Here is a 21,539-nt window from a genome sequence, read left to right on the forward strand (position 1 = left end):
GGCCTGGAGCGTTGATGGAGCACCTATCTCTCGCCGGTCGCACGGCGCTCGTCACCGGCGCGGCCAGCGGCATCGGACGTGCCATCGCGCTGATGTTCGCTCGCGCCGGCGCGGCTGTTGCGGTGGGCCACCTGGACAGCGCAGCGCAGGCAGATGCCCTGGTGCGCGAAATCACCTCCCTTGGTGGCAAGGCCATTGCCTTCGATGCTGATGTCACTTTGAGTGCGGCCGTGGCGTCGATGGTCGATGCCACGCAGGCCGTGCTCGGGCCGATCGATGTGCTGGTCAACTGCGCCGGCATCATCCAGGAGAAGCCGTTTCTCGAAACGACCGAAGCTGACTGGCACCGCATGATCGACACCGACCTGGGCTCGGTGTTCCTGGCCTGCCGCGCGGTGCTGCCTGGCATGGTGGCGCGTGGCAGCGGGGTGGTGATCAACATCGCCTCGGACCTGGGCATCCTCGGCCGCGCCGAGTACGCGCCTTATTGCGCGGCCAAGGCCGGCGTGATCGGGCTCACCCGTTCGCTGGCGCGCGAGTTCGCGCCGGCCATTCGTGTCAACGCCATCGCGCCGGGGCCTGTCGAGACGCAGATGCTGTCGTCCGAATTCATGAGCCCCGAATGGCTGGAGAAGGAAAAGGCCATTCCGCAGAACCGGTTTGCCGACCCCGAGGAGATCGCCGCCACAGCGCTCTTTCTCGCCAGCGACCTGTCGCGCTTCTATTGCGGCCAAGTACTGGGCCCGAATGGCGGCTCGGTGATGCCATGAGCGCGAAGCGCCCGTCCCGCCACCGCCGGTCGCCCGACCGCTGTACCTCATTCATCGGAGAACCCGCATGACCGTCTTCATGAACGAACTGTCGTGGGTCGACTACCAGCAGCGTGTCGAACGTGATGCGCCGACGATCCTGCTGCCGGTCGGCGCGCTTGAGCAGCACGGCCCGCACCTGCCGCTGGGCACTGACGCGCTGCTGTCCACCGCGGTGGCCGCCGATGCGGCGCGGCGTGTCGGCGGCCTGGTGGCGCCGGCCCTTTCGTACGGCTACAAGTCGCAGCCCAAGTGCGGCGGTGGCAACCACTTCTGTGGCACGACGAGTGTCGACGCAGCCACGCTGATCGGCTCGGTGCGCGACGCTGTACGCGAGTTCGCGCGCCACGGCGTGAAGCGCCTGGTGCTGGTGAACGGCCACTACGAGAACCAGTGGTTCCTGATTGAAGGCATCGACCTCGGGCTGCGCGATCTCGGCCCGGGTGCTGCCCTTGAAGTGGTGCGCTTGGAGTACTGGGACTTTCTGAGCGAGAAGACGCTCGCCGCGGTATTCCCCGACGGCTTCCCCGGCTTCGCACTCGAGCACGCCGCAGTGATCGAGACCTCGCTGATGCTGCACTACCACCCGTCGCTGGTGCGTGTGGACCTGATCCCTGTCGACCCGCCGGCGGACTTTCCGCCATACGACGTGTACCCCTCGCGCAAGAACTGGGTGCCGCTGTCGGGTGTGCTCTCGTCCGCGCGCGGGTCGGATGCAGCCAAGGGCCGCCTCATCGCCGAAGAAGTCACGCGCCGCATGGCCGAGGCCATCGACGCCCGCTTTCCATGATGGACCTGCCCCGCTCAACGACGGCGCTGATCGTCATCGACATGCAGCGCGATTTCTGCGCGCCCGGCGGCTATGCGGCGCGTGCCGGGCTGGACGTAACGCGCCTCGCCGCGCCCATCGCTGCGATCGGCCGTCTGCTGACGGCTGCGAGGCGAGCTGGGCTGCTGGTCGTGCACACACGCGAGGGTCACCGCAGCGACCTGACGGATTGCCCGCCCGAGAAGCTGCTCCGCAGCGCATCGGCCGGTGCGGCCATCGGCTCTGCCGGTCCGCTCGGCCGCTTGCTCGTGCGGGGCGAAGTTGGCCACGACTTCATCGACGAACTGCGGCCTGAAGCGGGCGAGCCGGTGGTCGACAAGCCCGGCTACGGTGCCTTTCACCAGACCGATCTGGCGCAGGTCTTCGCGGGCCGCGGCATCGGCACGCTGGTGCTGTGCGGCGTAACCACCGAGGTCTGCGTGCACTCCACGCTGCGCGAAGCCATCGACCGCGGCTTTCGCTGCTTCACGGTCGGCGATGCCTGTGCGGCCAGCAACCCTGCGCTGCACGAGGCGGCGCTCGCGATGATCGGCGTCGAAGGCGGTATCTTCGGCAGCGTGGTGAGCACCGACGACGTGGTCGCCGCGCTCGCCCCGGAGACACGTGCGACATGACCCAAGTCCGCAAGATGTGGCCGTTGCTCACGGCCACGCACCGCTATGACAAGACCATCTCCACCTACCAGCGTGGCCGCGGCCAGCTGATCGAGGCGCCGATCCTGGCGTATCTGATCGAGACGGCCAATGGGCGCATCCTCTACGACGTGGGGTGTGACCACACCAAGATTGCCGACCCAGCGGCCCGCGCACGCTGGTACGACCCGGCGGTGTTCGACTTCGGCGCACCTGAGATGACCGAGGAGCAGCGCATTCCGCGCCACCTGGCGCGGTTGGGGCTCACCCCGGCCGATGTCGACGTGATCTTCGTCGGCCACCTGCATTTCGACCACGCCGGCGGCCTGAAGGAGCTGCGCCGCTGCGGCTGCGGTGCCGAGATTCATTTGCAGCAAGACGAGTGGGATGCCGCCGCCAGCGGCGACGATGTGGCCGTTTTCAGCGACGACCTGATCGACGACGCCGGCGCGCCGCTGCAGTTTCGGCTGCAGCGCGGCGAGTACGAAGTGGTGCCCGGTGTGCGAGCCATCACCTCGCCGGGCCATACCGCCGGCCACATGTCGATGTGGATCGAGATGCCGAAAGGCCCGCCGGTGCTGCTGTGCGGCGACGCGGCCGACCTGCAGGAGAACCTGGACGACGAAATCGCCCCTGGCACGCTGTGGCAGGGCAGGGAGCAACAGGCGATCGACAGCATCCGCAAGCTGAAAGCTCTGTCAGGTGAAACTGGCGCGCAACTCTGGCCCAATCACGACATGGCATTCTTTCGCGCCTTGCCCGCGTTCCCTCAGCCTGTCGAATGAGTCCCTCTCCGTTCAACGACGTTCCGCCCCGCTACCGCGGCGTGTGGAGCCGCACCCTGCTGCAAACACCCGAGCTTCGCGACACCAGCACCTTCGTGCGCTGGATGCAGACGCCGCGCTGGCATGCCGACCTGCGTGTGCCGCTGGCTGCCCGCGGCACCGGCGAGCCGACCCCCGAGATGCTGGCCCAGCAGCAAGGCTTCTGCGGGCTGACCCGCGTCGACCGGCAGGACGGCGCCGAGACCTGCAGCTGGCTCCGGCAGCTCGACTTCCAGCCGCCCCGGGCCACGCCCGACATCGGCCGCATCGTGTTCGAGACGTCGAACCGGCTGGTCGAGACCGGCATCCACAGCGAGTACCGCGAGGTGTGGGAGCGCGTGCCCGGCTCGACCGGCCGTTACGTGGCGCTGGAGGCCCAGCCGGTGGAACCCGGAGCTGCGCGCAGCCTGATGCTGGTGTCCGGCCGCTTTGCGATGCGCGTGCGTGCCCGCGGCGCTGATTGGCCAGCCGGCGCAACCGAGCTGGTCGACCTCGTGCACGGCAGGGTCGAGGGCTGGCAAAGCCTGCTCGACTTCGAAATTTCGTTTTGCCAGCTCGAAGCAGGGCGCCTGAGCATTCAGCGCTCGACGCTGCCGATGCTGGAAGGGCACGACGAAGCCTGCAACATCCGCCGAAGCAGCAAGCGCGAGGCCGTGGTGGCCGGCCCCGACGGCGCCACGCGCTGGAACGTGCTCGACTGGGATGCCGACAGCACGGTGATCCTCTGAGAAGGTGACTGGCTCAGCCTTTCAGGCCACGCGCCCGAACCACCACACCGACAAGGCCGCCGCCAGCAGCACCAGTGCGGCGCCTGCCGCAGCAAACAGCGCGGTGATTTCGGTCTCCTTCTTCTCGACGACCATGCGCGAGCTGAGGCTCTGGTAGACCTTCTTAAGGTCGGCCGCCGTGCCGGCGTAGAAGTATTCGGCGCGCGTCAGGTTGGCCACGTTCTTCAGCGTGTCTTCGTCCAGGCGCACGCGCATCGACCAGCCCTCGAAGCCGATGGTCTCGCCTTCCTTGGTGCCGATGCCGACTGAATAAACCTTAACGCCGCGGTCGGCGGCCATCTTGGCGGCGTCCATCGGGTCGGGGCCGGTGGTGCGCTGGCCGTCGGTCAGCAACACGATGGCGGCCGACGTGAACGAGCCGGGCGGTACCGGCGTGAACTCTTTGGGCGGCTTGTCGCCCGGGCCGAGTGGCATGTTGCGTTGGCCGGTGATCTGCGACAGGTCGATGCCCGCATCGGGGAAGATGGTCGCGAGCGACAGCACGATGCCGCTGCCGATGGCGGTGCCGCGCTGCAGCTGGAAGCGGTCGATCGCCGCGACGATGTCTTCGCGGTTCTGCGTGGGGGGCTGCACCACGGCGGCGGTGCCGGCGAACGAGACCACGCCGACCCGCACACTGCGCGGCAGGTCGTTGAGGAAAGCCTTGGCGGCCTCTTGCGCGGCCACCATGCGGTTGGGCTGCACGTCGGTGGCGCGCATGCTGCCCGACACGTCCATCGCGAGGATGATCGTTTCCTGCTGAAGCGGCAAGGTGACCACCGCGCGCGGCCGGGCGCTGGCGAGCAACAGCGTGGCCAGCGCCAGCAGCATCAGTACTGGCGGCACGTGCCGGCGCCAGCCCGGCCCCTTGCCCATCGCCTGCTTGACGATGGACAGGCTGGCAAAGCGAAGTGTGTTCTTCTTGCGCCGGTGCATCAGCCACCAGTACAGCAGCACCAGCAGCGGCAGCGCGAGCAAAGACCAGAGCAGATCAGGCCACGCGAAGGTCATCTTGCTTCTCCGTGGGCAAAGGTTTCAGGTGAGCCGGCAGGCCACCGCCGGCGGCGAGTTGGCTGCGCCGGCGCCGCAGCTCGACAAAGCGCATCAAGGTGTTGACCAGGTCTTCGTCGGTCGCCAACTCCAAGGCGTCGACGCCTGCACGCGTGAGGCCGGTACGCAGCTCGGCCTCCTGCTGCTCGGCGACCCTGGCGAAGCGCGCGCGAAAGCCCGGGTCGCGGGTGTCGACCAGCAGCTGTTCGCCGGTTTCGGCGTCCTGCATGGTCACCATGCCCAGGTCGGGCAGCTCCATTTCGAGCGGGTCGTACAGGCGCACGGCCAGCACCTCGTGGCGCTGGGCCAGGCGGGCGAGCGCGTCGCCCCAGCCGAGCGCGCTTATGAAGTCGGACACCACGAACACCGTCGAGCGGCGAGGGATCAGCGGGGCGGCGCGCAGCAGCAGGTCTTGCAATTGGGTCTGCGTCTTGGCCTGCGGGGTGGCGTGCTTGCTCATGCGCTGCAGCAGGTGCAGCACATGGGAGCGGCCGTTGCGAGCGGGCAGCACGTCGTCGAGTGAGTTGCCGTAGAGCATGGCGCCGACGCGGTTGCCATGGCGGGTCAGCAGCCGCGCCAGCACCGCCACGAAGTCGGTGGACACGCTGCGCTTGCTTCTGACTTCGAGCCCCGTGGCGCCTGTGCTCCCTTGCGAGCCGAAGTCGATGCTGCCGCTCAGGTCGAGCAGGAACCACGCGGTGAGTTCGCGGTCTTCGGTGAACTGGCGCACGTACGGCTGCTGCAGCCGGGCGGTAACGTTCCAGTCGATGTGGCGCACGTCGTCGTGGTGCTGGTACTCGCGCAGGTCGGCAAGGTCCAGCCCCGCCCCGCGGAAGAGCGTGCGGTAGTCGCCTTGGAGCAGCCCGTCGAGACGGCGGATCACCGTCCACTCGAGGCGCCGCAGGATGGCGTCAGGTGTTGCCGGGTTCGCCATGGGCCATGGGTTTGTCGGGCTTCGGCACTTTCTGCACGATGCGGTGAATGATCTGGTCGGCAGTAAGCCCGTCGGCCAGCGCTTCGTAGCTCAGCACCAGGCGGTGGCGCAGCACGTCGGCCACCAGGTCGGTCACGTCTTCGGGCAGCGCGTAGCTGCGGCCACGCATCATGGCCAGCGCCTTGGCACCTTCAATCAGGCCGATGGTGGCGCGCGGGCTGGCGCCGAAGTTGATGTACTTGGCCAGGTCGGGCAGGCCGTGGCGCGCCGGCGTGCGCGTGGCGCCGATCAGCTTCACCGCATACTGCACGAGCGACGGATCGACGTAGACCTTGCGGCATTCGTGTTGCAACTCGGCAAGCTGGGTGGTGCTCGCGACCGACGACACCGTGGTCGGGTCGCCCGTCACGCGGCCGACGATCACGAACTCTTCTTCCTCGGTTGGGTAGTCGACCAGCACCTTCATCATGAAGCGGTCGACCTGCGCTTCGGGCAGCGGGTAGGTGCCTTCGGTCTCGATCGGGTTCTGCGTGGCCATCACCAGGAAGGGCGAGGGCACCTTGTGCGTTTCGCCGGCGATGGTGACCTGGCGCTCCTGCATCACCTCGAGCAACGCGCTCTGCACCTTTGCCGGCGCGCGGTTGATTTCGTCGGCCAGCAGCAGGTTGGCGAAAACAGGACCGAGCGATGTCGCGAACTCGCCCGTCTTCTGGTTGTAGATGCGCGTGCCCACCAGGTCGGCCGGCACCAGGTCGGGCGTGAACTGGATGCGCTTGAAGCTGCCCCGCAGCGTGGTCGCGAGCGTCTTGATGGTGATGGTCTTGGCCAGCCCCGGCACACCCTCCACCAGCAGGTGACCCTGCGCCAGCATCGCGACCATCACACGCTCGAGAAAGCGGTCTTGGCCGACGACGACGCGCTTCACCTCGTAGAGGATCTGCTCCATCAAAGTAGCAGTCGGACTTGGCTCGATTTTGCTCATGGAATCTCGCTCAGAAAGGTGGCATGCCGGCCGCAGCGGCAGCGTTCTCGATGGGTACGGCAAATCCGATGCCGATGAAGGTGCGTGCCTCGGTGGGGTTGAGGATGGCGGTGACGATGCCGACCACGCTGCCGTCCATCGTGACGAGCGGGCCACCCGAGTTGCCCGGGTTGGCGGCGGCGTCGAACTGGATCAGGTTGGTCAGCTTGCGCTGGCCCTGCGGTGAGCGGAACTCGCGTTTCAGGCCCGAGACCACGCCGCCAGAAACAGACGGGCCGATGCCGAAGGGGTAGCCCACGGCGATGACTTCGTCGCCAGGATTCAGATCGCCGGTGGAGCGCATGGTGGCGGCCTGCAGGTCGTCGGGGATGGTCTGCGCGCGCAGCACGGCCAAGTCGTTTTCGGGCTGCACGCCGACGATGCTGGCCGCGGACTCGCTGCCGTCTGCGAAGGTGACCTTCAGGCGCTTGGAGCCGGAGATCACGTGCAGGTTGGTGAGGATGGTGCCGTTGTCGACGATCACCACGCCGGTGCCCGTGGCGTGCTTGCCATGCGGGGATTCTTCCGGGTCGGCCTTCTTCTTTCCCTTGCCGGGTGGCGGGGTGGGGGAGTCGTCGACCTCATCGTCGCCTTCGACCCGCACGACCGAGGGTGCGACGGCGTCATAGGCCTTGGCGTAGGCCGATGGCAGCGGCTCTTTCTCGAGCGAGCGCCGCACCGCGGTGTCTATGTCTTTTTGCGTCAGGGGCAACCCGGAGGGCGCGAAAGTCCGCATTGAAAATGCGCCGAGCAACACCAGCAGCAGACCGACGGTTGCCCAGGCCATTCGCTCTCGCCAGACAGCGCCTTTGCGGCGTATCGGAACAGCGGGTTGGGGTTGGGTGGGCTCGTCGACCGCGGGCGAAGGCGATGGCACGGAGGCCTGTCGCGGCGAACGGCTGTAAAGCGGAGCCTTTCTCATGCTGACCACCTCCACACGAGGGCGCAGACTGGAACTGAACGACCGGTGGCAAGCACCGGCCAACGACATGCACACCGTATCACGGCAGCGATGTCTATGCACGTGAGGGATGATTGGGAGATGCTCTGGATCGATACCCACTGCCATCTCGACGCCGCCGAGTTCGACGCTGACCGGCCCGACGTGGTTGCCCGTGCGCGCGCCGCCGGGGTGCGGCAGCTCGTGCTGCCCGCCGTGGCCGTGGGCAATTTCGACACCGTGCGCGCGCTGGCCCATGAGCACGGCCTGGCTTATGCGCTGGGCATACACCCGCTGTGCGTGAACGACGCTGCCGAAGCCGATCTGCTGACCCTGCGTGATGCGCTTGCCGCGCACCGGGACGACCCCCGGCTGGTCGGCATCGGCGAGATCGGGCTCGACCATTTCGTGCCGGGGCTCGACCTGCCCAAGGCGGAGCATTTCTATGCCGAGCAGCTCAAGCTTGCGCGCGACGCCGGGCTGCCGGTAATCCTGCATGTGCGGCGCTCGGCCGACACCTTGCTGAAGCACCTGCGGCGCATTCCGGTGAGCGGCATCGCCCATGCCTTCAACGGCAGCGAGCAGCAGGCCGACACCTTCGTCAAGCTCGGTTTCCGACTCGGCTTCGGCGGGGCGATGACCTTCGACCGCGCGCTGCAGATCCGGCGCCTGGCGCAGCGCGTGCCGGACCATGCGCTGGTGCTGGAAACCGATTCGCCCGACATCCCGCCGCACTGGCTGTATCGCACCGCCGAGCAGCGTGCTGCGGGCGCGGTGTCGCGCAACGAGCCGGCCGAGTTGCCGCGCATTGCCGCCACGCTGGCCGAGCTGCGCGGCTGGACGCTGGAGCAGACGGCGCAGACCTGTTCCGACAATGCCTGCGCCGCCTTGCCGCGTCTTGCGCACCTCGCCGCTCTGGCAGACTGACGGGCCGATGCCTTCCACCGACTCTCTGATTGCGCCTCCGCTGCAAGGCCTCGCCCCGGTGATCGACGAACACACCAAGCTGGTCGTGCTGGGCAGCTTCCCCGGCGTGGCCTCGCTGCAGGCCGGCCAGTACTACGCGCATCCGCGCAACCACTTCTGGCCGGTGCTCTCGGCGCTGTGGAATGTGGACCTGCGCACGCGGCCTTACGACGAGCGACTGAAAGAAGTGGTCAAGCGCGGCCTCGGCATCTGGGATGTGTACGCCTTCTGCCGCCGCGAAGGCAGCCTCGACAGCGCGATCGAAGACGCCGAGTTCAACGACCTCGCCGGCTTGAAACGGCGTGCGCCGCTGTTGCGTGCGATTGCCCACAACGGCGGCGAGTCGGCCCGCGCGATGCGATTCACCAGTTCGCTGGGCGTCGACGTGATCCGCCTGCCGTCGACCAGCCCGGCGAATGCGTCATGGAGCTTCGAGCGCAAGCTCGCGGCCTGGCGCGAAGCCTTCACCACACACGGCATTGCATGAAACGAAACCAGACGAGCGAGATGGCGCCCGCCACCTTGTCCGAATTCGAAGGGGTGCGCTACCTGCACCTGGGAACGCCCTGGGTGCAGGGCGCGATGCGGGTGCGCAAGCCGCACACCATCGAGCTTGACTACGTGCAGCGCATGATGGTGTGGATGCTGTTTCGCGAGCAGGCACAGCTCACCAAGGGCCATGCCGTGCAGCTCGGCCTCGGCTCGGCCGCGATCACTCGCTTCTGCCACCGGAACCTGCGCATGAAGACGTCGGCGGTGGAGCTCAACCCCACCGTCATCACCGCCTGCCGGCTGTGGTTTCATCTGCCGGCCGACGACGCCCGCCTCACTGTGCTCAACGAAGATGCTGCCGTCTACGTGGCCGACCTGGCGCATGCCGAATCGGCCGACGTGCTCAACGTCGACCTCTACGACCACGACGCGGCCAGCCCGGTGCTCGACGACCAGGGCTTTTACGACGCCTGCGAGCGCCTGCTGGCCGACGGCGGCGTGATGACGGTCAACCTGTTCGGCCGCGATGCGAGCTTCGAGCAAAGCGCCAGCCGGATCGCCGCCGCCTTCGGCCCGCACGCGGTGCTGTCGCTGCGGCCCACCAAGGAAGGCAACACAGTTGTCGTGGCGGTAAAGAACTTTGCTTTTCCTGACCGAGAGACGCTTGCTGCCCGCGCGGAAAACATTGAAACTCGCTTCGCTTTGCCGGCGCGCAAGTGGTTGCGCATGATTCGCGCACTGCCCGACCTGACACCATGACCACTGCCGCTCCCCAAGCCAAACCTTCCAAGCCCCTCAAACCGTCGAGCCCTCATCCCGCAGGGCGGCTCGAGTGGCGGCGCATGCTGCGCTGGTTGCTGGAAGACGGCATCATCAGCGCCGCCAATTACGAGCAGACCTCGCACCGCTTCGCCGCCGGCGACAGCGTCCAGCACCCATTGGTGCGCCTGGCCAACGCCGAGCTGATCAGCGCCAAGACCGGCAAGCCGCTCGACATCGAGATGCTCACCGAATGGCTGGCCGGCCATTGCGGCATGCCTTACCTGCGCATCGACCCGCTGAAGGTCGACGTGGGCCGCGTGGCCGACGTGATGTCGATCACCTACGCCGAGCGCCGCCGTTCGTTGCCGCTGCAGTTCGGCACGAATGAGGTGACAGTCGCCACCAGCGAACCCTTCGACCTGGGCTGGGTGCCCGAGATCGAGGCCCACACCCGCAAGTCGCTGCGCATGGTGGTGGCCAACCCGATCGACCTGGTGCGCTACACCACCGAGTTCTACACGCTGCAGCGCTCCGTACGCAACGCCATCAAGACCGGCGAGATGGCCGCCACGGCGAGCTTCGAGCAGCTGGTGGAGCTGGGCCGCAGCAACAAGCAGCTCGACGCCAACGACCAAGGCGTGGTGCAGGTGGTCGACTGGTTGTGGCAATACGCCTTCGACCAGCGCGCGAGCGACATCCACCTCGAGCCGCGGCGTGACCTGAGCGTGATCCGCTTCCGCATCGACGGCGTGATGCACACCGTCTACCAGCTGCCGCCGGGCGTGATGAACGCAATGACGGCGCGCATCAAGCTGCTCGGCCGCATGGACGTGGTCGAGAAGCGCCGCCCGCTCGACGGCCGCATCAAGACGCGAAACCCGCAGGGCGACGAAGTCGAAATGCGCTTGTCGACGCTGCCCACCGCCTTCGGCGAGAAGATGGTGATGCGGATCTTCGACCCGGACACCACCGTCAAGCAGCTCGATGCGCTGGGGTTCGGTACACACGATGCGCAGCGCTGGGAAGGGCTGGTGTCGCGCGCGCACGGCATCATCCTCGTGACCGGGCCCACCGGTTCGGGCAAGACGACGACGCTCTATTCCACGCTGCGCCGCCTGGCCACCGACGAGGTGAACGTCTGCACGATCGAAGACCCGATCGAAATGATCCAGCCGGCCTTCAACCAGACGCAGGTGCAATCGTCTATCGACCTCGGCTTTGCCGAGGGCCTGCGTGCACTGATGCGGCAGGACCCGGACATCATCATGGTCGGCGAAATCCGCGACCTCGAAACCGCCGAGATGGCGATCCAGGCCGCGCTCACCGGCCACCTGGTCTTCAGCACCCTGCACACCAACGATTCGGCCTCGGCCATCACCCGCTTGTCCGACCTGGGCGTGCCGCCGTACCTGATCGGCGCCACCGTCATCGGCGTGCTGGCGCAGCGCCTGGTGCGCACGCTGTGCGCCAGCTGCAAGCAGCCCGACGAGGTGACGACGGCCGAAAGCATCGACGAAGTCATCAAGCCGTGGCGCATCAACGGCAAGGTCAAGCCGTACAAGCCGGTGGGTTGCCTGGAATGCCGCATGACGGGCTACCGCGGCCGCGCCGGGCTCTACGAGTTGCTCAGCGTGAGCGATGCGGCGAACGCGTGCATCCACCCCACGCCCGACATCTCCAAGCTGCGCAAGCAGGCCTTGAGCGAGGGTTTGCGCCCCTTGCGCCTTGCGGGAGCGATGAAAGTGGCCGAAGGCCTGACCACGATCGAAGAAGTGCTGCGTGCCACGCCCGCCTGGGACGTCTGAAATTCTCACCTGAACCTCAGCTGAACGCTCGTGCGCGTTAGGCGCTGCGTCGTGCGCTACGTGTAAACCACACGCGGGCCACTAGGGGTTGCTGCCTAGAATCGATCGAGTTTGTTACTCGAGGAGCAGCACTTGAAAATCAAGAGCCAAAGAGACTTTTGGTCGGGGGTCATGTTCATGTTGGTCGGCATCGGTTTTGCCGTCGGCGCGACGAACTACAGCATGGGGGCTTCGGCACGGCCGGGTCCTGGTTACTTTCCCCTGTTGCTCAGCATCATCCTTGCCATTCTGGGTGGGATCGTGCTGTTCAAGAGCCTCACCATCGAGACTGAAGGCGGTGACCCGATCGGCCACATTGCATGGCGGCCGCTGATCGTGATCGTGGTGGCGATCACCGTGTTCGGCATCATGCTGCCGCGACTCGGCATGATCATCACCATTCCCGTGCTGATCTTCATCACCAGTCTTGCGGGCGACGAGTTCAAGTGGAAGGGCGTCCTGATCAACGCCATCGTGCTGACCGTGTTCTCCTGGCTCATCTTCGTGGTGGGCCTGAGTCTCACGATCCCGGTGTGGCCTCCGTTCATGACGAACTGAATTCCACACCTGAATCCCGACAAAACCGAACAAGAGGGTTGACCCATGGACCTGATCAACAACCTGATGCTGGGCTTCGGCGTGGCGTTCACGGTGCAGAACCTGCTGTATGCGTTCTTCGGCTGCGTGCTGGGCACGCTGATCGGCGTGCTGCCCGGCCTCGGCCCGGTGGCCACGATCGCGATGCTGCTGCCGTCGATCTATGCACTCGACGCGACACCGGCGCTCATCATGCTCGCCGGCATCTACTACGGTGCGCAGTACGGCGGTTCGACCACCGCCATCCTGATCAACGTGCCGGGTGAATCGTCGTCGGTCGTGACGGCGATCGACGGCTACCAGATGGCGCGGCAAGGCCGCGCAGGCCCCGCGCTCGCGGCAGCCGGCCTCGGTTCGTTCTTCGCCGGCTGCGTCGGCACGATCGTCATCGCCGCGTTTGCGCCACCGCTCACCGAGTTGGCCTTCAAGTTCGGTCCGCAAGAGTATTTCTCGCTGATGGTGCTGGGCCTGGTCGGTGCCGTGGTGCTGGCATCTGGTTCGCTGATCAAGGCGATCTCGATGATCATCCTGGGCCTCACGCTGGCGCAGATCAACACCGACGTGATCTCGGGCACCGCGCGCTACAGCTTCGACATCCCCGAGCTCACCGATGGCATCGGCTTCGTCGTGATTGCCATGGGCGTGTTCGGTTTTGGTGAAATCATTGCCAACCTTGGCATGCCGGCAGAGCACCGCGAAGTCTTCACCAACGAGGTGAAGGGCCTGTGGCCGACCAAGCAGGACTTCAAGGAAGCCTGGCCCGCCGTGCTGCGCGGCACGGCGCTGGGTTCGATATTGGGCGTGTTGCCGGGCGGCGGCGCACTGCTGTCCTCGTTCGCAGCTTACACACTCGAGAAGAAGATCGCCGGTGCCAGTGGCCGGTTCGGCAAGGGCGACATCCGCGGCGTGGCCGGCCCTGAGTCGGCCAACAACGCCGGTGCGCAGACCTCGTTCATCCCGATGCTGACGCTCGGCATCCCCCCGAACGCCGTGATGGCGCTGATGGTCGGTGCGATGACCATCAAGGGCATCCAGCCCGGACCGCAGGTCATGACCAGCAACCCGCAGCTCTTCTGGGGCCTGATCGCCTCGATGTGGGTTGGCAACGCGATGCTGGTGATCCTGAACTTGCCGCTGATTGGCATCTGGATCAAGCTGCTGACGGTGCCGTATCGCTTCCTGTTCCCGGCCATCACGTTGTTCTGCTGCATCGGCGTCTATACCTTGAACAACAACACGTTCGACGTCTACATGACGGCTGGGTTTGCGGCCATCGGCTACCTCTTCTACAAGCTGAGCTGCGAAGGAGCGCCGCTGCTGCTGGGGTTCATCCTCGGGCCGATGATGGAAGAGAACCTGCGGCGCGCGCTGCTGCTGTCCCGCGGCGACTGGAGCACCTTCATGATTCGCCCTCTGTCCGCCGGCCTGCTCATCGCCGCGCTGCTGATGGTCGTGGTCGTGATGCTGCCGTCGATCAAGAAGAAGCGCGAAATCGCCTTCGTCGAAGACTGATCGGCGTACGTTGCCAGTCGCTGACAAGCCGCCCTCGGGCGGCTTGTTTGTTTGCGGAATTCCCTTTGACGACGGAGGTACTGAAGTGAAGCGTCTGGATCAACTCTCGCTCGGCTGGCGGACGCACCTCATCTTCCCCCGCTTCGATGGGCAGGTGATCGAGCGCGCCGACTGTCTGGTGGTGCGAACGCCTGCGAACCCGGCGTTCTGGTGGGGCAACTTCCTGTTGTTCGACCAGGCACCGCGCGCCGGCGATGCAACACGCTGGCTGCGACGCTTCGATGAAGAGCTGGTGCAACCCGACCCGCTCGTGCAGCACCTGGCGTTTGGCATCGACGTGAGCGAGCCGTTCGATTTACCAGCCGACATCGCTGCGGCGGGCCTGGTGCTGAACGAAGGCGCAGTGCTTCAGCTCGCCCCTCACCAGCTGCGATCTGCATCGCTGGTCGAAGGGTTCACCGTGCGGCCGCTGCGGCTGCCTGACGAAGACACGCTGGCCGTCGACGCGCAGGTGGCTTCCGATGCGAACGAACACGAGCCGCAAAGCTATCGACGCCACCGCAAGAAGATGATGGAACGCTACGGTGCGATGTGCCATGCGGGCTGGGGTCACTGGTTCGGCGTCTTCGCACAGTTGCCCGCCGGCGAGCAGCTCGTGGCGGACTGCGGCTTGTTTGCCGATGGCCCGCCATCACAGCAGACGCTCGGCCGCTTCCAGCACGTGTCCACCCATCCGGCATGGCGCCGCCGCGGGCTTTGCCGCGCCATGATCCACGCGGTGTGCCGCCACGGCTTCGAGCAGATGGGCTTGCAGCATCTCGTGATGATGGCCGACCCGCACGATGTGGCGATCGGCATCTATGAATCGCTCGGCTTCCAACGCAGTGCGAGCACTTGGGAGCTGGAGCGCAAACCCTTGTCGGAGCGGCGCTGAATTCGGCTCCCTAGAATCGACGGCAATGAGTTCATCTTCCATCGCGGCCGACTCTTCGGCGCTGCAACGCGCGTTCTGGCCGGGGCTGCTGTTGGCGACCATCGGTGCCATCGGCTTCTCGGGCAAGGCCATCATCGTCAAGCTGGCCTATCGCTACGGCGTGGACGCGATCACGTTGATCATGTACCGCATGCTCTTTGCGTTGCCGCTGTTCCTGCTGCTCTCGTGGTGGGCAGGGCGCGGCAAGCCGGCGCTCACGCGGCGCGACTGGATCACGGTCTTCGGCCTCGGCTTCAGCGGCTACTACCTCGCGAGCTTTCTCGACTTTGCCGGGCTCGCCTACATCACCGCCGGCCTCGAGCGGCTGATTCTGTACCTGAGCCCGACGCTGGTGCTAGCGCTGGGGGTGGTGCTCTTCAAGCAGAAGGTCACTCGTCGGCAGCTGATCTCGCTGGCGGTGAGCTACTGCGGTGTGTTGCTGGTCTTCGGCCACGAGGTCACGCTGTTGGGCAAGGACGTGGCCTTGGGTGCCTTGCTAGTGTTCTGCAGCACGGTGAGCTATGCGCTGTACCTCGTCTTCAGCGGCGCAGAGGTCAAGCGGCTGGGGGCGCTGCGCCTCACGGGTCTCGCAACCACGGTCGCCTGCGTGCTCTGCATCGTGCAGTTCTTCGTGATGCGGCCGGTCTCTGCGATGGCCGTCGCCCCGCAGGTGCTGTGGCTGTCGGCACTCAACGCCACGGTCTGCACCTTCATGCCGGTGCTGATGGTGATGATGGCCATCGAACGCATCGGCGCCCCGATGACCACGCAGATCGGCATGTTCGGCCCGCTGTCGACAATCTTGATGGGCGTGGTGATTCTCGGCGAACCGTTTACTGGCTGGATCGCCGCCGGCACCGTGCTCGTCATGGCAGGTATCTGGCTGCTTGCCAAATGGAGGTGATGTTGGCCCCCCAGTCGCTTCGCTCCTGCCCCCAAGGGGCGCCAGCCTGTCCTTGGGACGGCCCGGCGGACGGCTGTTGCTCTGTCACGCGTCACTGCGTTCGCTGTGGGCGTGGTGCTCTTTGTTGATGTGGAGGTGAAACATGGATCTCGGAATTGCTGGCAAGTGGGCTTTGGTGTGTGCGGCAAGTAAAGGGCTCGGAAAAGGCTGCGCGCAAGCGCTGGTGAAGGAGGGCGTGAACGTCGTCATCACTGCGCGTGGCGCCGAGGCGCTGGAGGCGACCGCGGCTGAGCTGCGTGCATTGAAAGGTGGCGAGGTTCGTGCCGTTGCGGGCGACATCACGACGCCTGAGGGCCGCGCGGCGGCATTGGCGGCTTGTCCGCAGGTCGACATCCTTGTCAACAACGCGGGTGGCCCGCCGCCGGGCGACTTTCGCAACTGGGATCGTGATGCCTGGATCAAGGCGCTCGACGCCAACATGCTCACGCCTATCGAACTGATGAAGGCTGTGGTCGACCCGATGATGGCGCGTGGTTTCGGCCGCATCGTCAACATCACCTCGGCCGCGGTGAAGGCGCCGATCGACGTGCTCGGTCTGTCGAACGGCGCGCGTTCGGGCCTCACCGGCTTCACCGCCGGCCTGGCGCGCAAGACGGTGCTGAAGAACGTGACCATCAACGGCCTCTTGCCAGGGCCTTTCGAAACCGACCGCCTGCGCGTCACGATGGAAGGTGCAGCCAAGTCCAGCGGGCAAAGCATCGACGCCATCGCCGAGGCGCGCCGCAAGCAGAATCCGGCTCAACGTTTCGGCACCGCCGAAGAGTTCGGTGCAGCCTGCGCCTTCCTGTGCAGCGTGCATGCCGGCTACATCACCGGCCAGAACCTGCTGATGGACGGCGGCGCCTACCCCGGCACGTTCTGAGTGCAAGGGCTGTAAGAAAGACAGGAGAGCTCAGGGCTTGGCCTGTCTTGATGTGACGACGATGCCCGCCGCGATGAGGGCGAAGGCGGCGACGTGGTACGCCCTCGGCGGCTCGCCTAGCAACGCGGCCGACATCAGCGCGGCAAACAGCGGCGTGAGGTTGCTGAAGAACGCGGCGACGGCCGGGCCCACCGTGGCCACGCCAACGCCCCAGCACCGGTAGGCGATGAGCGAGGGGCCCAGCGCCACGTAGACGAGCGCCCACAGCACACCCGGCGACCAATGGATTTCTGCAGGATGCACGGCGTGCTCGACGCCTGCACCCAGCGCTGCCCATGCGCCGCCGAAGATAACTTGCATCAGCAGCATTTCGGCCCAGCCCCAGTCGGGCCGTTCGTCGCCGCGAAACGAAGCCGGTGGCCGGGCGAGCATCCAGCTGTAGAGTGCCCACAGCGCGGCTGCCAGCAACATCAGCAGATCACCAGGCACCAGCTTCAGCGTGAGCAAAGCCGTGACATCCCCGCGCGAAAGCACCAGCATCACACCGGCCAGCGACAACAGCGCACCGACCCAATGCCGCGCTGCCGGCCGTTCGCCGTAGAGCAGGGCACCGACTCCCATCATCCACAAGGGGGCGCTCGAGGCGATCAGCGTCACATTGATCGGCGCCGAAGTCTGCAGCGCCAGGTACTGCAGTGCATTGAAGCTGCCCACGCCCAACAGGCCCACCAGCGCGAACAGACCCGCATGGCGCGCAATCTCGCGTGGCCGCCGGAACAGGCGCCAGCCCAATGGCAGTAGAAAGATCAGCGCCACTGCCCAGCGCAACGCGTTGAGTGCAAGCGGCGGCACGGCGTTCACCATCAGGCGCCCCACCACGGCGTTGCCCGCCCACAGCAGCGGGGGAAGGGTGAGCAGGATGGCGATGCGAAGGCTCATGGGGTGTTGCATCCTATGAGTGTCGCCGCCCGTCAGGGCCGAGGTAGGCGGCCGATGATCGATGCCGGGCTCGGGAGAGCCTTTCGATGCTGCGGACACCGCGTTGAGGATGGCCGGGCAAACGCTGGCCTGCGCTGCCGAGGTCTCGCTTTTCACGCGGGCTGTTGCGAGGTGATGTGCGCTGTGTTTCCGAACTGCGACGAAGCACGCATTGTTCAGAAATACGCCGCTTGCAGACTGGGTGCCGCAACTCCGGCTTCCCATGGCAAACCAAATTCGAATTCCTCCGCCCCTGGGCTTTCCTCTGTTCGGCTGGACAGAGGAAAGCATCAAGCAGTACGTGATTGACAAGCCCCTGGAAGTCGGCGACCCGATGATCATCTACAACGGTCAAGCGGGGATGCATCACTACGTCCTGGCCCGTGTCGAGAATCCTGCCGTCGGCCGGCAAAGGAGAGTTCGGTTGTCCAAGGCCGGCAACCTGGGAGGCACCACCTTCTACCGAGGCGGGAAAAACTGCTTCGCGCCCACGGCGCGAACTCGCATGCTCCCTCCCGTGCCCGAACTCATGAAGCATCTCTCACCTGAATCCGACGTCTTGTTGAGCCCTACCGGAACCTGAGAACGCAGCTGTCGCCGCTGGCCTCTCGCCACACCTTGACGGCGGCGACGGGCGGCCGCAGCGCTTGCAATCTGTGCGCGATGAAGGCGCACAGGTTCTCGAGCGTTGGCGGGCCGAGTTCGGGCACGTCATCGAGCAGCGAATGGTCCAGGACCTCCCGGATGAGTTGAATCTCCCGACGCAGTTGGCCGAGGTCCAGCACCATTCCGGAGGCGGCGTCGCGCGGGCCGCTGACAGTCACCTCGGCCTGGTAGGTGTGGCCGTGGACCCGTTTGCTGCTCGCCGCATCGATCTGGCGGTCGAGTGTGTGAGCGGCCTCGAAATAGAACCGCTGCGAAACTTCGTAGATCATCTGATCCCCGTGATCTTGTGTGTCTGCAGGCTGAGCTTCCAGGCGGGTCTGCTGAGGCATTGAGAAATGCAGGTCTCCACATTGCTGTCGCGCATCAAGCCGTCCATGGGCTGCAGGAACCGATGCGTGAACGCGGCGGATTCCAGGTCGTTCAGGTTGAAGCCAGGTTGTGGCCACACGACCTTCAGTTCGTTGCCGCTGCGCTGCACCCACTCGGTGCCGAACTTCGGGCTGACGCAAAGCCAGTCGATGCCACTGGGCGCAATGACTGTGCCGTTCGTCTCCACGGCAATCTCGAAGTGAAGCGCATGCAGCGCGTCGATCAGAGCTGCATCGACTTGCAGCAAGGGCTCGCCGCCGGTCAACACGACGAAGCGGTTGCGGCTGTCCTGGCTCGGCCAGAACGAAGCGATCCGTTCGGCAAGTGACTGGGCATCGCCGAACTTGCCACCGCCGTCGCCATCGGTGCCGACGAAGTCCGTGTCGCAAAAGCGGCAGGCCGCCTTGGCACGGTCTTCCTCGCGCCCGCTCCACAGGTTGCAGCCGGAGAAGCGGCAAAACACAGCAGGGCGACCGGCATTCGTGCCTTCACCTTGCAAGGTATAGAAAACCTCCTTGACGCTGTAGGTCATGACGACGTGACCCGTGCGTGATTGCAGCGGACATGGCGCATGGCCGCGAGGTCGAGGCGCTGACAGGGGCTGGCTAGCTTGGTGGCGGCAACGGCCGCGGGCATCGCGGCCGATAGGCCGCGGGCGAGGTTTTTGAACATGGTGTTCCTCTACATGGCCTCGGATTGAATGAACGAGCCGGTCTCGGAGGCACGAGGCCGGCTGTGGTGCAGATTTTCGCAGACGCCGAGTTTGCTGGCGCTTATCGATGGATTAGGGGTGGCGCCTGGCGCCTACCCTGTGGTCTATTCCGTTAAGCAATCGTCGGAACGGGCGGGGTGGATGCAACGAGTTGGCACGAGCGGCAATTTTTGGTTGCCATTTCCAGGTGCCGCTTCAAGAATCCCGCACACGTTCTGACAACCTGAGGTGGGCTGATGAACCGACTTGCACGCTGGATGACCGTTGGCGCCTTGCTCGCCAGCGCCTTGCTGACCGGCGCTGCGGCGCAGGCCCAGAGCTCTCCAGCCAGTGCGCCTGTCGCGATGGCGGCTGCATCGGCACCTGCGCTGGCTGCAGCTGTCGCTCCAGCTGCCCCTGCCTTCAACGGCGCCGACACCGCGTGGATGCTGATCTCCACCGTGCTCGTGATGCTGATGACGATGCCCGGCATCATCCTTTTCTACGGCGGCATGCTGCGCACGAAGAATGCGCTCTCGATCGTGGCGCACACGGTCGCATCGGCCTCCGTCATCACGCTGATGTGGGCCATGTTCGGCTACTCCATCGCGTTCACCGCGGGCGGGCCCTGGTTCGGCGACACCTCGCGCTTCTTTGCGGCCGGCCTGATCGGCAACGGCGTCGGCGCCCATGTGGTGGCACCGACCATTCCCGAGTCGGTGTTCTTCCTGTTCCAGCTGTCCTTCGCGATCATCACCTTCGCATTGGTGCTCGGTGCCACGGCCGAACGCATGCGGCTCGGCGTGACCATCGTGTTCTCGGCCTTCTGGATGCTGCTGGTCTACGCGCCGATCGCCCACTGGATCTGGCACCCCAACGGCTGGCTCGCCAAGATGGGCCACATGGACTTCGCCGGCGGCACCGTGGTGCACATCGCCTCGGGCGTCAGCGGCCTGGTGGCAGCCATCGTGCTCGGCCCGCGCCGTGGCTTCGGCAAGGAGCCGATGGTGCCGCACAACCTGATGATCACGGTGCTGGGCGCCGGCCTCCTGTGGGCCGGCTGGTTCGGCTTCAACGCAGGTTCGGCCTTCGAGGCCAGCCCGCGTGCCGCGGGTGCGCTGCTCTCGACCCAGGTGGCCGCTTGCGCGGGCGCCATGCTGTGGGGCTTCTGCGAATACGTGCGCCGCGGTCAGTGGAGTGTGCTCGGCATGATGTCTGGCGCCATCGCCGGGTTGATCGCGGTGACGCCGGCCTCCGGCTACGTCGGCATCAATGGCGCCATCACCATCGGGTGTGCGGCCGGCGTGATCTGCTTCTTCTCGGTCGTGTACTTCAAGTCGCTCACCGGCATCGACGACTCGCTCGACGTGTTTGCACTGCACGGCGTCGGCGGCCTGATCGGCACCCTGCTGACGCCGGTGTTCGCGCTGGTGGCCATCGCCCCGGTCACGGCCACGGTCTGGACCAACGGCACAGGCGCAATCGCTGTGTTCGCCTACGCCGGTGGCATGACCTGGGTCATCCTGAAAGCGATCTCGATGGTCATGAAGCTGCGCGTGGGTGCCGCTCAAGAGAACGTGGGGCTCGACATCTCCGAGCACGGTGAAATGCTGGCGCCCACGGCGTCTGCCTCGCAAGCCTGAGTGTCCAATCCTCGCCGATGGTCACCACCTCCATGAGCGCCGACGACGACAGCAAGTTGATGAACTACGTCGTCCGCATGATCGTGCCCATGCGGCGCGAGTTCGGGCGCGCGCTCGACGTCCGCCAGTTCCTGCATGACTTCGCCTATGCGCGCGAAGTGATGGACCAGGCGCTGAGCAGCCAGGACCCGCGCCTGCGCGAGTACGCCGGCTATGTGGCGCAGCGCTACCACGGTGCCCGTGTGGCCGACTCGCCCGCGGTGCCGGCAACGACACCCAGCGCCGCAGCGCCACAGGCCGCCAAGCCGGCCGCGCCTGCGCCGGCTCGCAGCCTGGAAGAGGAAGAGGCCGAACTCAAGGCCCGCATGATGAAGAAGTACACCGACGGCTTGCGCTAGGTAGCGTCGAGTTGCG

Annotated in this window: 24 protein-coding genes; 17 read left to right on the top strand and 7 right to left on the bottom strand. The window is 65.9% G+C overall.

The annotated features are described in order from the left end of the window. Window positions 1–14 precede the first annotated feature (14 nt). From AC1DYS_RS09075 to AC1DYS_RS09095, 5 genes are all read left to right on the top strand, one after another. Window positions 15–770, top strand: a complete 756-nt coding sequence (locus AC1DYS_RS09075; protein ID WP_477898183.1) for an SDR family NAD(P)-dependent oxidoreductase — start codon at window positions 15–17, stop codon at window positions 768–770. Between the two features lie 67 nt (window positions 771–837). Continuing rightward, window positions 838–1,599, top strand: coding sequence for a creatininase (locus AC1DYS_RS09080; protein WP_477898185.1), 762 nt, complete (start codon window positions 838–840; stop codon window positions 1,597–1,599). Further along, window positions 1,596–2,252 carry a cysteine hydrolase family protein gene (locus AC1DYS_RS09085; RefSeq protein WP_477898187.1) on the top strand — a complete coding sequence of 219 codons (657 nt, stop codon included), beginning with the start codon at window positions 1,596–1,598 and terminating at the stop codon, window positions 2,250–2,252. The genes AC1DYS_RS09080 and AC1DYS_RS09085 overlap by 4 nt, the downstream gene beginning before the upstream one ends. Further along, complete coding sequence (locus AC1DYS_RS09090; protein WP_477898189.1) at window positions 2,249–3,055, top strand: N-acyl homoserine lactonase family protein; 807 nt, start codon at window positions 2,249–2,251, stop codon at window positions 3,053–3,055. The genes AC1DYS_RS09085 and AC1DYS_RS09090 overlap by 4 nt, the downstream gene beginning before the upstream one ends. Continuing rightward, complete coding sequence (locus tag AC1DYS_RS09095) at window positions 3,052–3,822, top strand: hypothetical protein (RefSeq protein WP_477898191.1); 771 nt, start codon at window positions 3,052–3,054, stop codon at window positions 3,820–3,822. Before AC1DYS_RS09090 ends, AC1DYS_RS09095 begins: the two co-directional genes overlap by 4 nt. Window positions 3,823–3,843: 21 nt before the next feature. Here the strand turns inward: AC1DYS_RS09095 and AC1DYS_RS09100 are convergent, their stop codons facing one another. From AC1DYS_RS09100 to AC1DYS_RS09115, 4 genes are read right to left on the bottom strand one after another with little or no spacing between them, the layout of a single operon-like run. Next, window positions 3,844–4,872, bottom strand: coding sequence for a VWA domain-containing protein (locus AC1DYS_RS09100; protein WP_477898193.1), 1,029 nt, complete (start codon window positions 4,870–4,872; stop codon window positions 3,844–3,846). Further along, complete coding sequence (locus AC1DYS_RS09105; RefSeq protein ID WP_477898195.1) at window positions 4,853–5,845, bottom strand: DUF58 domain-containing protein; 993 nt, start codon at window positions 5,843–5,845, stop codon at window positions 4,853–4,855. The genes AC1DYS_RS09100 and AC1DYS_RS09105 overlap by 20 nt, the downstream gene beginning before the upstream one ends. After that, window positions 5,823–6,827: an AAA family ATPase gene (locus AC1DYS_RS09110; RefSeq protein ID WP_477898197.1), complete on the bottom strand. Its 1,005-nt coding sequence runs from the start codon at window positions 6,825–6,827 to the stop codon at window positions 5,823–5,825. Before AC1DYS_RS09110 ends, AC1DYS_RS09105 begins: the two co-directional genes overlap by 23 nt. Before the next feature lie 10 nt (window positions 6,828–6,837). Further along, window positions 6,838–7,788, bottom strand: coding sequence for a S1C family serine protease (locus AC1DYS_RS09115; RefSeq protein ID WP_477898199.1), 951 nt, complete (start codon window positions 7,786–7,788; stop codon window positions 6,838–6,840). Between the two features lie 120 nt (window positions 7,789–7,908). On the opposite strand from AC1DYS_RS09115, the gene AC1DYS_RS09120 reads away from it, so the two are divergent. The 9 genes from AC1DYS_RS09120 (at window position 7,909) to AC1DYS_RS09160 (ending at window position 16,778) form a co-directional block, all read left to right on the top strand. Next, on the top strand, window positions 7,909–8,733 hold the full coding sequence (locus AC1DYS_RS09120) for a TatD family hydrolase (protein WP_477898201.1): 825 nt from the start codon (window positions 7,909–7,911) through the stop codon (window positions 8,731–8,733). 7 nt (window positions 8,734–8,740) lie between these two features. Continuing rightward, window positions 8,741–9,259 carry a DNA-deoxyinosine glycosylase gene (locus AC1DYS_RS09125; protein ID WP_477898203.1) on the top strand — a complete coding sequence of 173 codons (519 nt, stop codon included), beginning with the start codon at window positions 8,741–8,743 and terminating at the stop codon, window positions 9,257–9,259. Then, window positions 9,256–10,023, top strand: coding sequence for a spermine/spermidine synthase domain-containing protein (locus AC1DYS_RS09130; RefSeq protein ID WP_477898205.1), 768 nt, complete (start codon window positions 9,256–9,258; stop codon window positions 10,021–10,023). The genes AC1DYS_RS09125 and AC1DYS_RS09130 overlap by 4 nt, the downstream gene beginning before the upstream one ends. Further along, a complete protein-coding gene (gene tfpB, locus AC1DYS_RS09135; protein ID WP_477898207.1) occupies window positions 10,020–11,831 on the top strand; it encodes a type IV pilus assembly ATPase TfpB in 1,812 nt (603 codons plus the stop codon). The genes AC1DYS_RS09130 and tfpB overlap by 4 nt, the downstream gene beginning before the upstream one ends. 132 nt (window positions 11,832–11,963) lie before the next feature. Next, window positions 11,964–12,428 (top strand): tripartite tricarboxylate transporter TctB family protein, encoded by a 465-nt coding sequence (locus AC1DYS_RS09140; RefSeq protein WP_047484046.1) that lies wholly within the window; start codon window positions 11,964–11,966, stop codon window positions 12,426–12,428. A gap of 45 nt (window positions 12,429–12,473) precedes the next feature. Then, window positions 12,474–13,979: a tripartite tricarboxylate transporter permease gene (locus AC1DYS_RS09145; RefSeq protein ID WP_477898209.1), complete on the top strand. Its 1,506-nt coding sequence runs from the start codon at window positions 12,474–12,476 to the stop codon at window positions 13,977–13,979. An 85-nt stretch (window positions 13,980–14,064) separates the two neighbouring features. Next, window positions 14,065–14,913, top strand: coding sequence for a GNAT family N-acetyltransferase (locus AC1DYS_RS09150; protein WP_477898211.1), 849 nt, complete (start codon window positions 14,065–14,067; stop codon window positions 14,911–14,913). A 25-nt stretch (window positions 14,914–14,938) separates the two neighbouring features. After that, window positions 14,939–15,856, top strand: a complete 918-nt coding sequence (locus tag AC1DYS_RS09155) for a DMT family transporter (protein ID WP_477898213.1) — start codon at window positions 14,939–14,941, stop codon at window positions 15,854–15,856. Between the two features lie 142 nt (window positions 15,857–15,998). Beyond that, on the top strand, window positions 15,999–16,778 hold the full coding sequence (locus tag AC1DYS_RS09160; protein ID WP_477898215.1) for an SDR family oxidoreductase: 780 nt from the start codon (window positions 15,999–16,001) through the stop codon (window positions 16,776–16,778). 30 nt (window positions 16,779–16,808) lie between these two features. Here the strand turns inward: AC1DYS_RS09160 and AC1DYS_RS09165 are convergent, their stop codons facing one another. After that, the gene (locus AC1DYS_RS09165; protein WP_477898217.1) at window positions 16,809–17,717 is read right to left on the bottom strand and encodes a DMT family transporter; all 909 of its coding nucleotides are present in this window, start codon (window positions 17,715–17,717) and stop codon (window positions 16,809–16,811) included. Between the two features lie 262 nt (window positions 17,718–17,979). Between AC1DYS_RS09165 and AC1DYS_RS09170 the strand changes: the two genes are divergently transcribed. Continuing rightward, a complete protein-coding gene (locus AC1DYS_RS09170) occupies window positions 17,980–18,339 on the top strand; it encodes a hypothetical protein (protein WP_477898219.1) in 360 nt (119 codons plus the stop codon). Here the strand turns inward: AC1DYS_RS09170 and AC1DYS_RS09175 are convergent. Together AC1DYS_RS09175 and queE are read right to left on the bottom strand one after the other, a co-directional pair. Further along, complete coding sequence (locus AC1DYS_RS09175; RefSeq protein ID WP_477898221.1) at window positions 18,326–18,691, bottom strand: 6-carboxytetrahydropterin synthase; 366 nt, start codon at window positions 18,689–18,691, stop codon at window positions 18,326–18,328. The genes AC1DYS_RS09170 and AC1DYS_RS09175 overlap by 14 nt on opposite strands. Continuing rightward, window positions 18,688–19,323, bottom strand: coding sequence for a 7-carboxy-7-deazaguanine synthase (gene queE, locus AC1DYS_RS09180; RefSeq protein WP_477898223.1), 636 nt, complete (start codon window positions 19,321–19,323; stop codon window positions 18,688–18,690). Before queE ends, AC1DYS_RS09175 begins: the two co-directional genes overlap by 4 nt. Window positions 19,324–19,739: 416 nt before the next feature. Between queE and AC1DYS_RS09185 the strand changes: the two genes are divergently transcribed. Next, complete coding sequence (locus tag AC1DYS_RS09185; RefSeq protein WP_477898225.1) at window positions 19,740–21,125, top strand: ammonium transporter; 1,386 nt, start codon at window positions 19,740–19,742, stop codon at window positions 21,123–21,125. Window positions 21,126–21,142: 17 nt separating this feature from the next. Further along, complete coding sequence (locus AC1DYS_RS09190) at window positions 21,143–21,523, top strand: hypothetical protein (RefSeq protein ID WP_477898229.1); 381 nt, start codon at window positions 21,143–21,145, stop codon at window positions 21,521–21,523. Window positions 21,524–21,539: the final 16 nt, after the last annotated feature.

Source organism: Rhizobacter sp. P2_G4 (assembly GCF_056403575.1).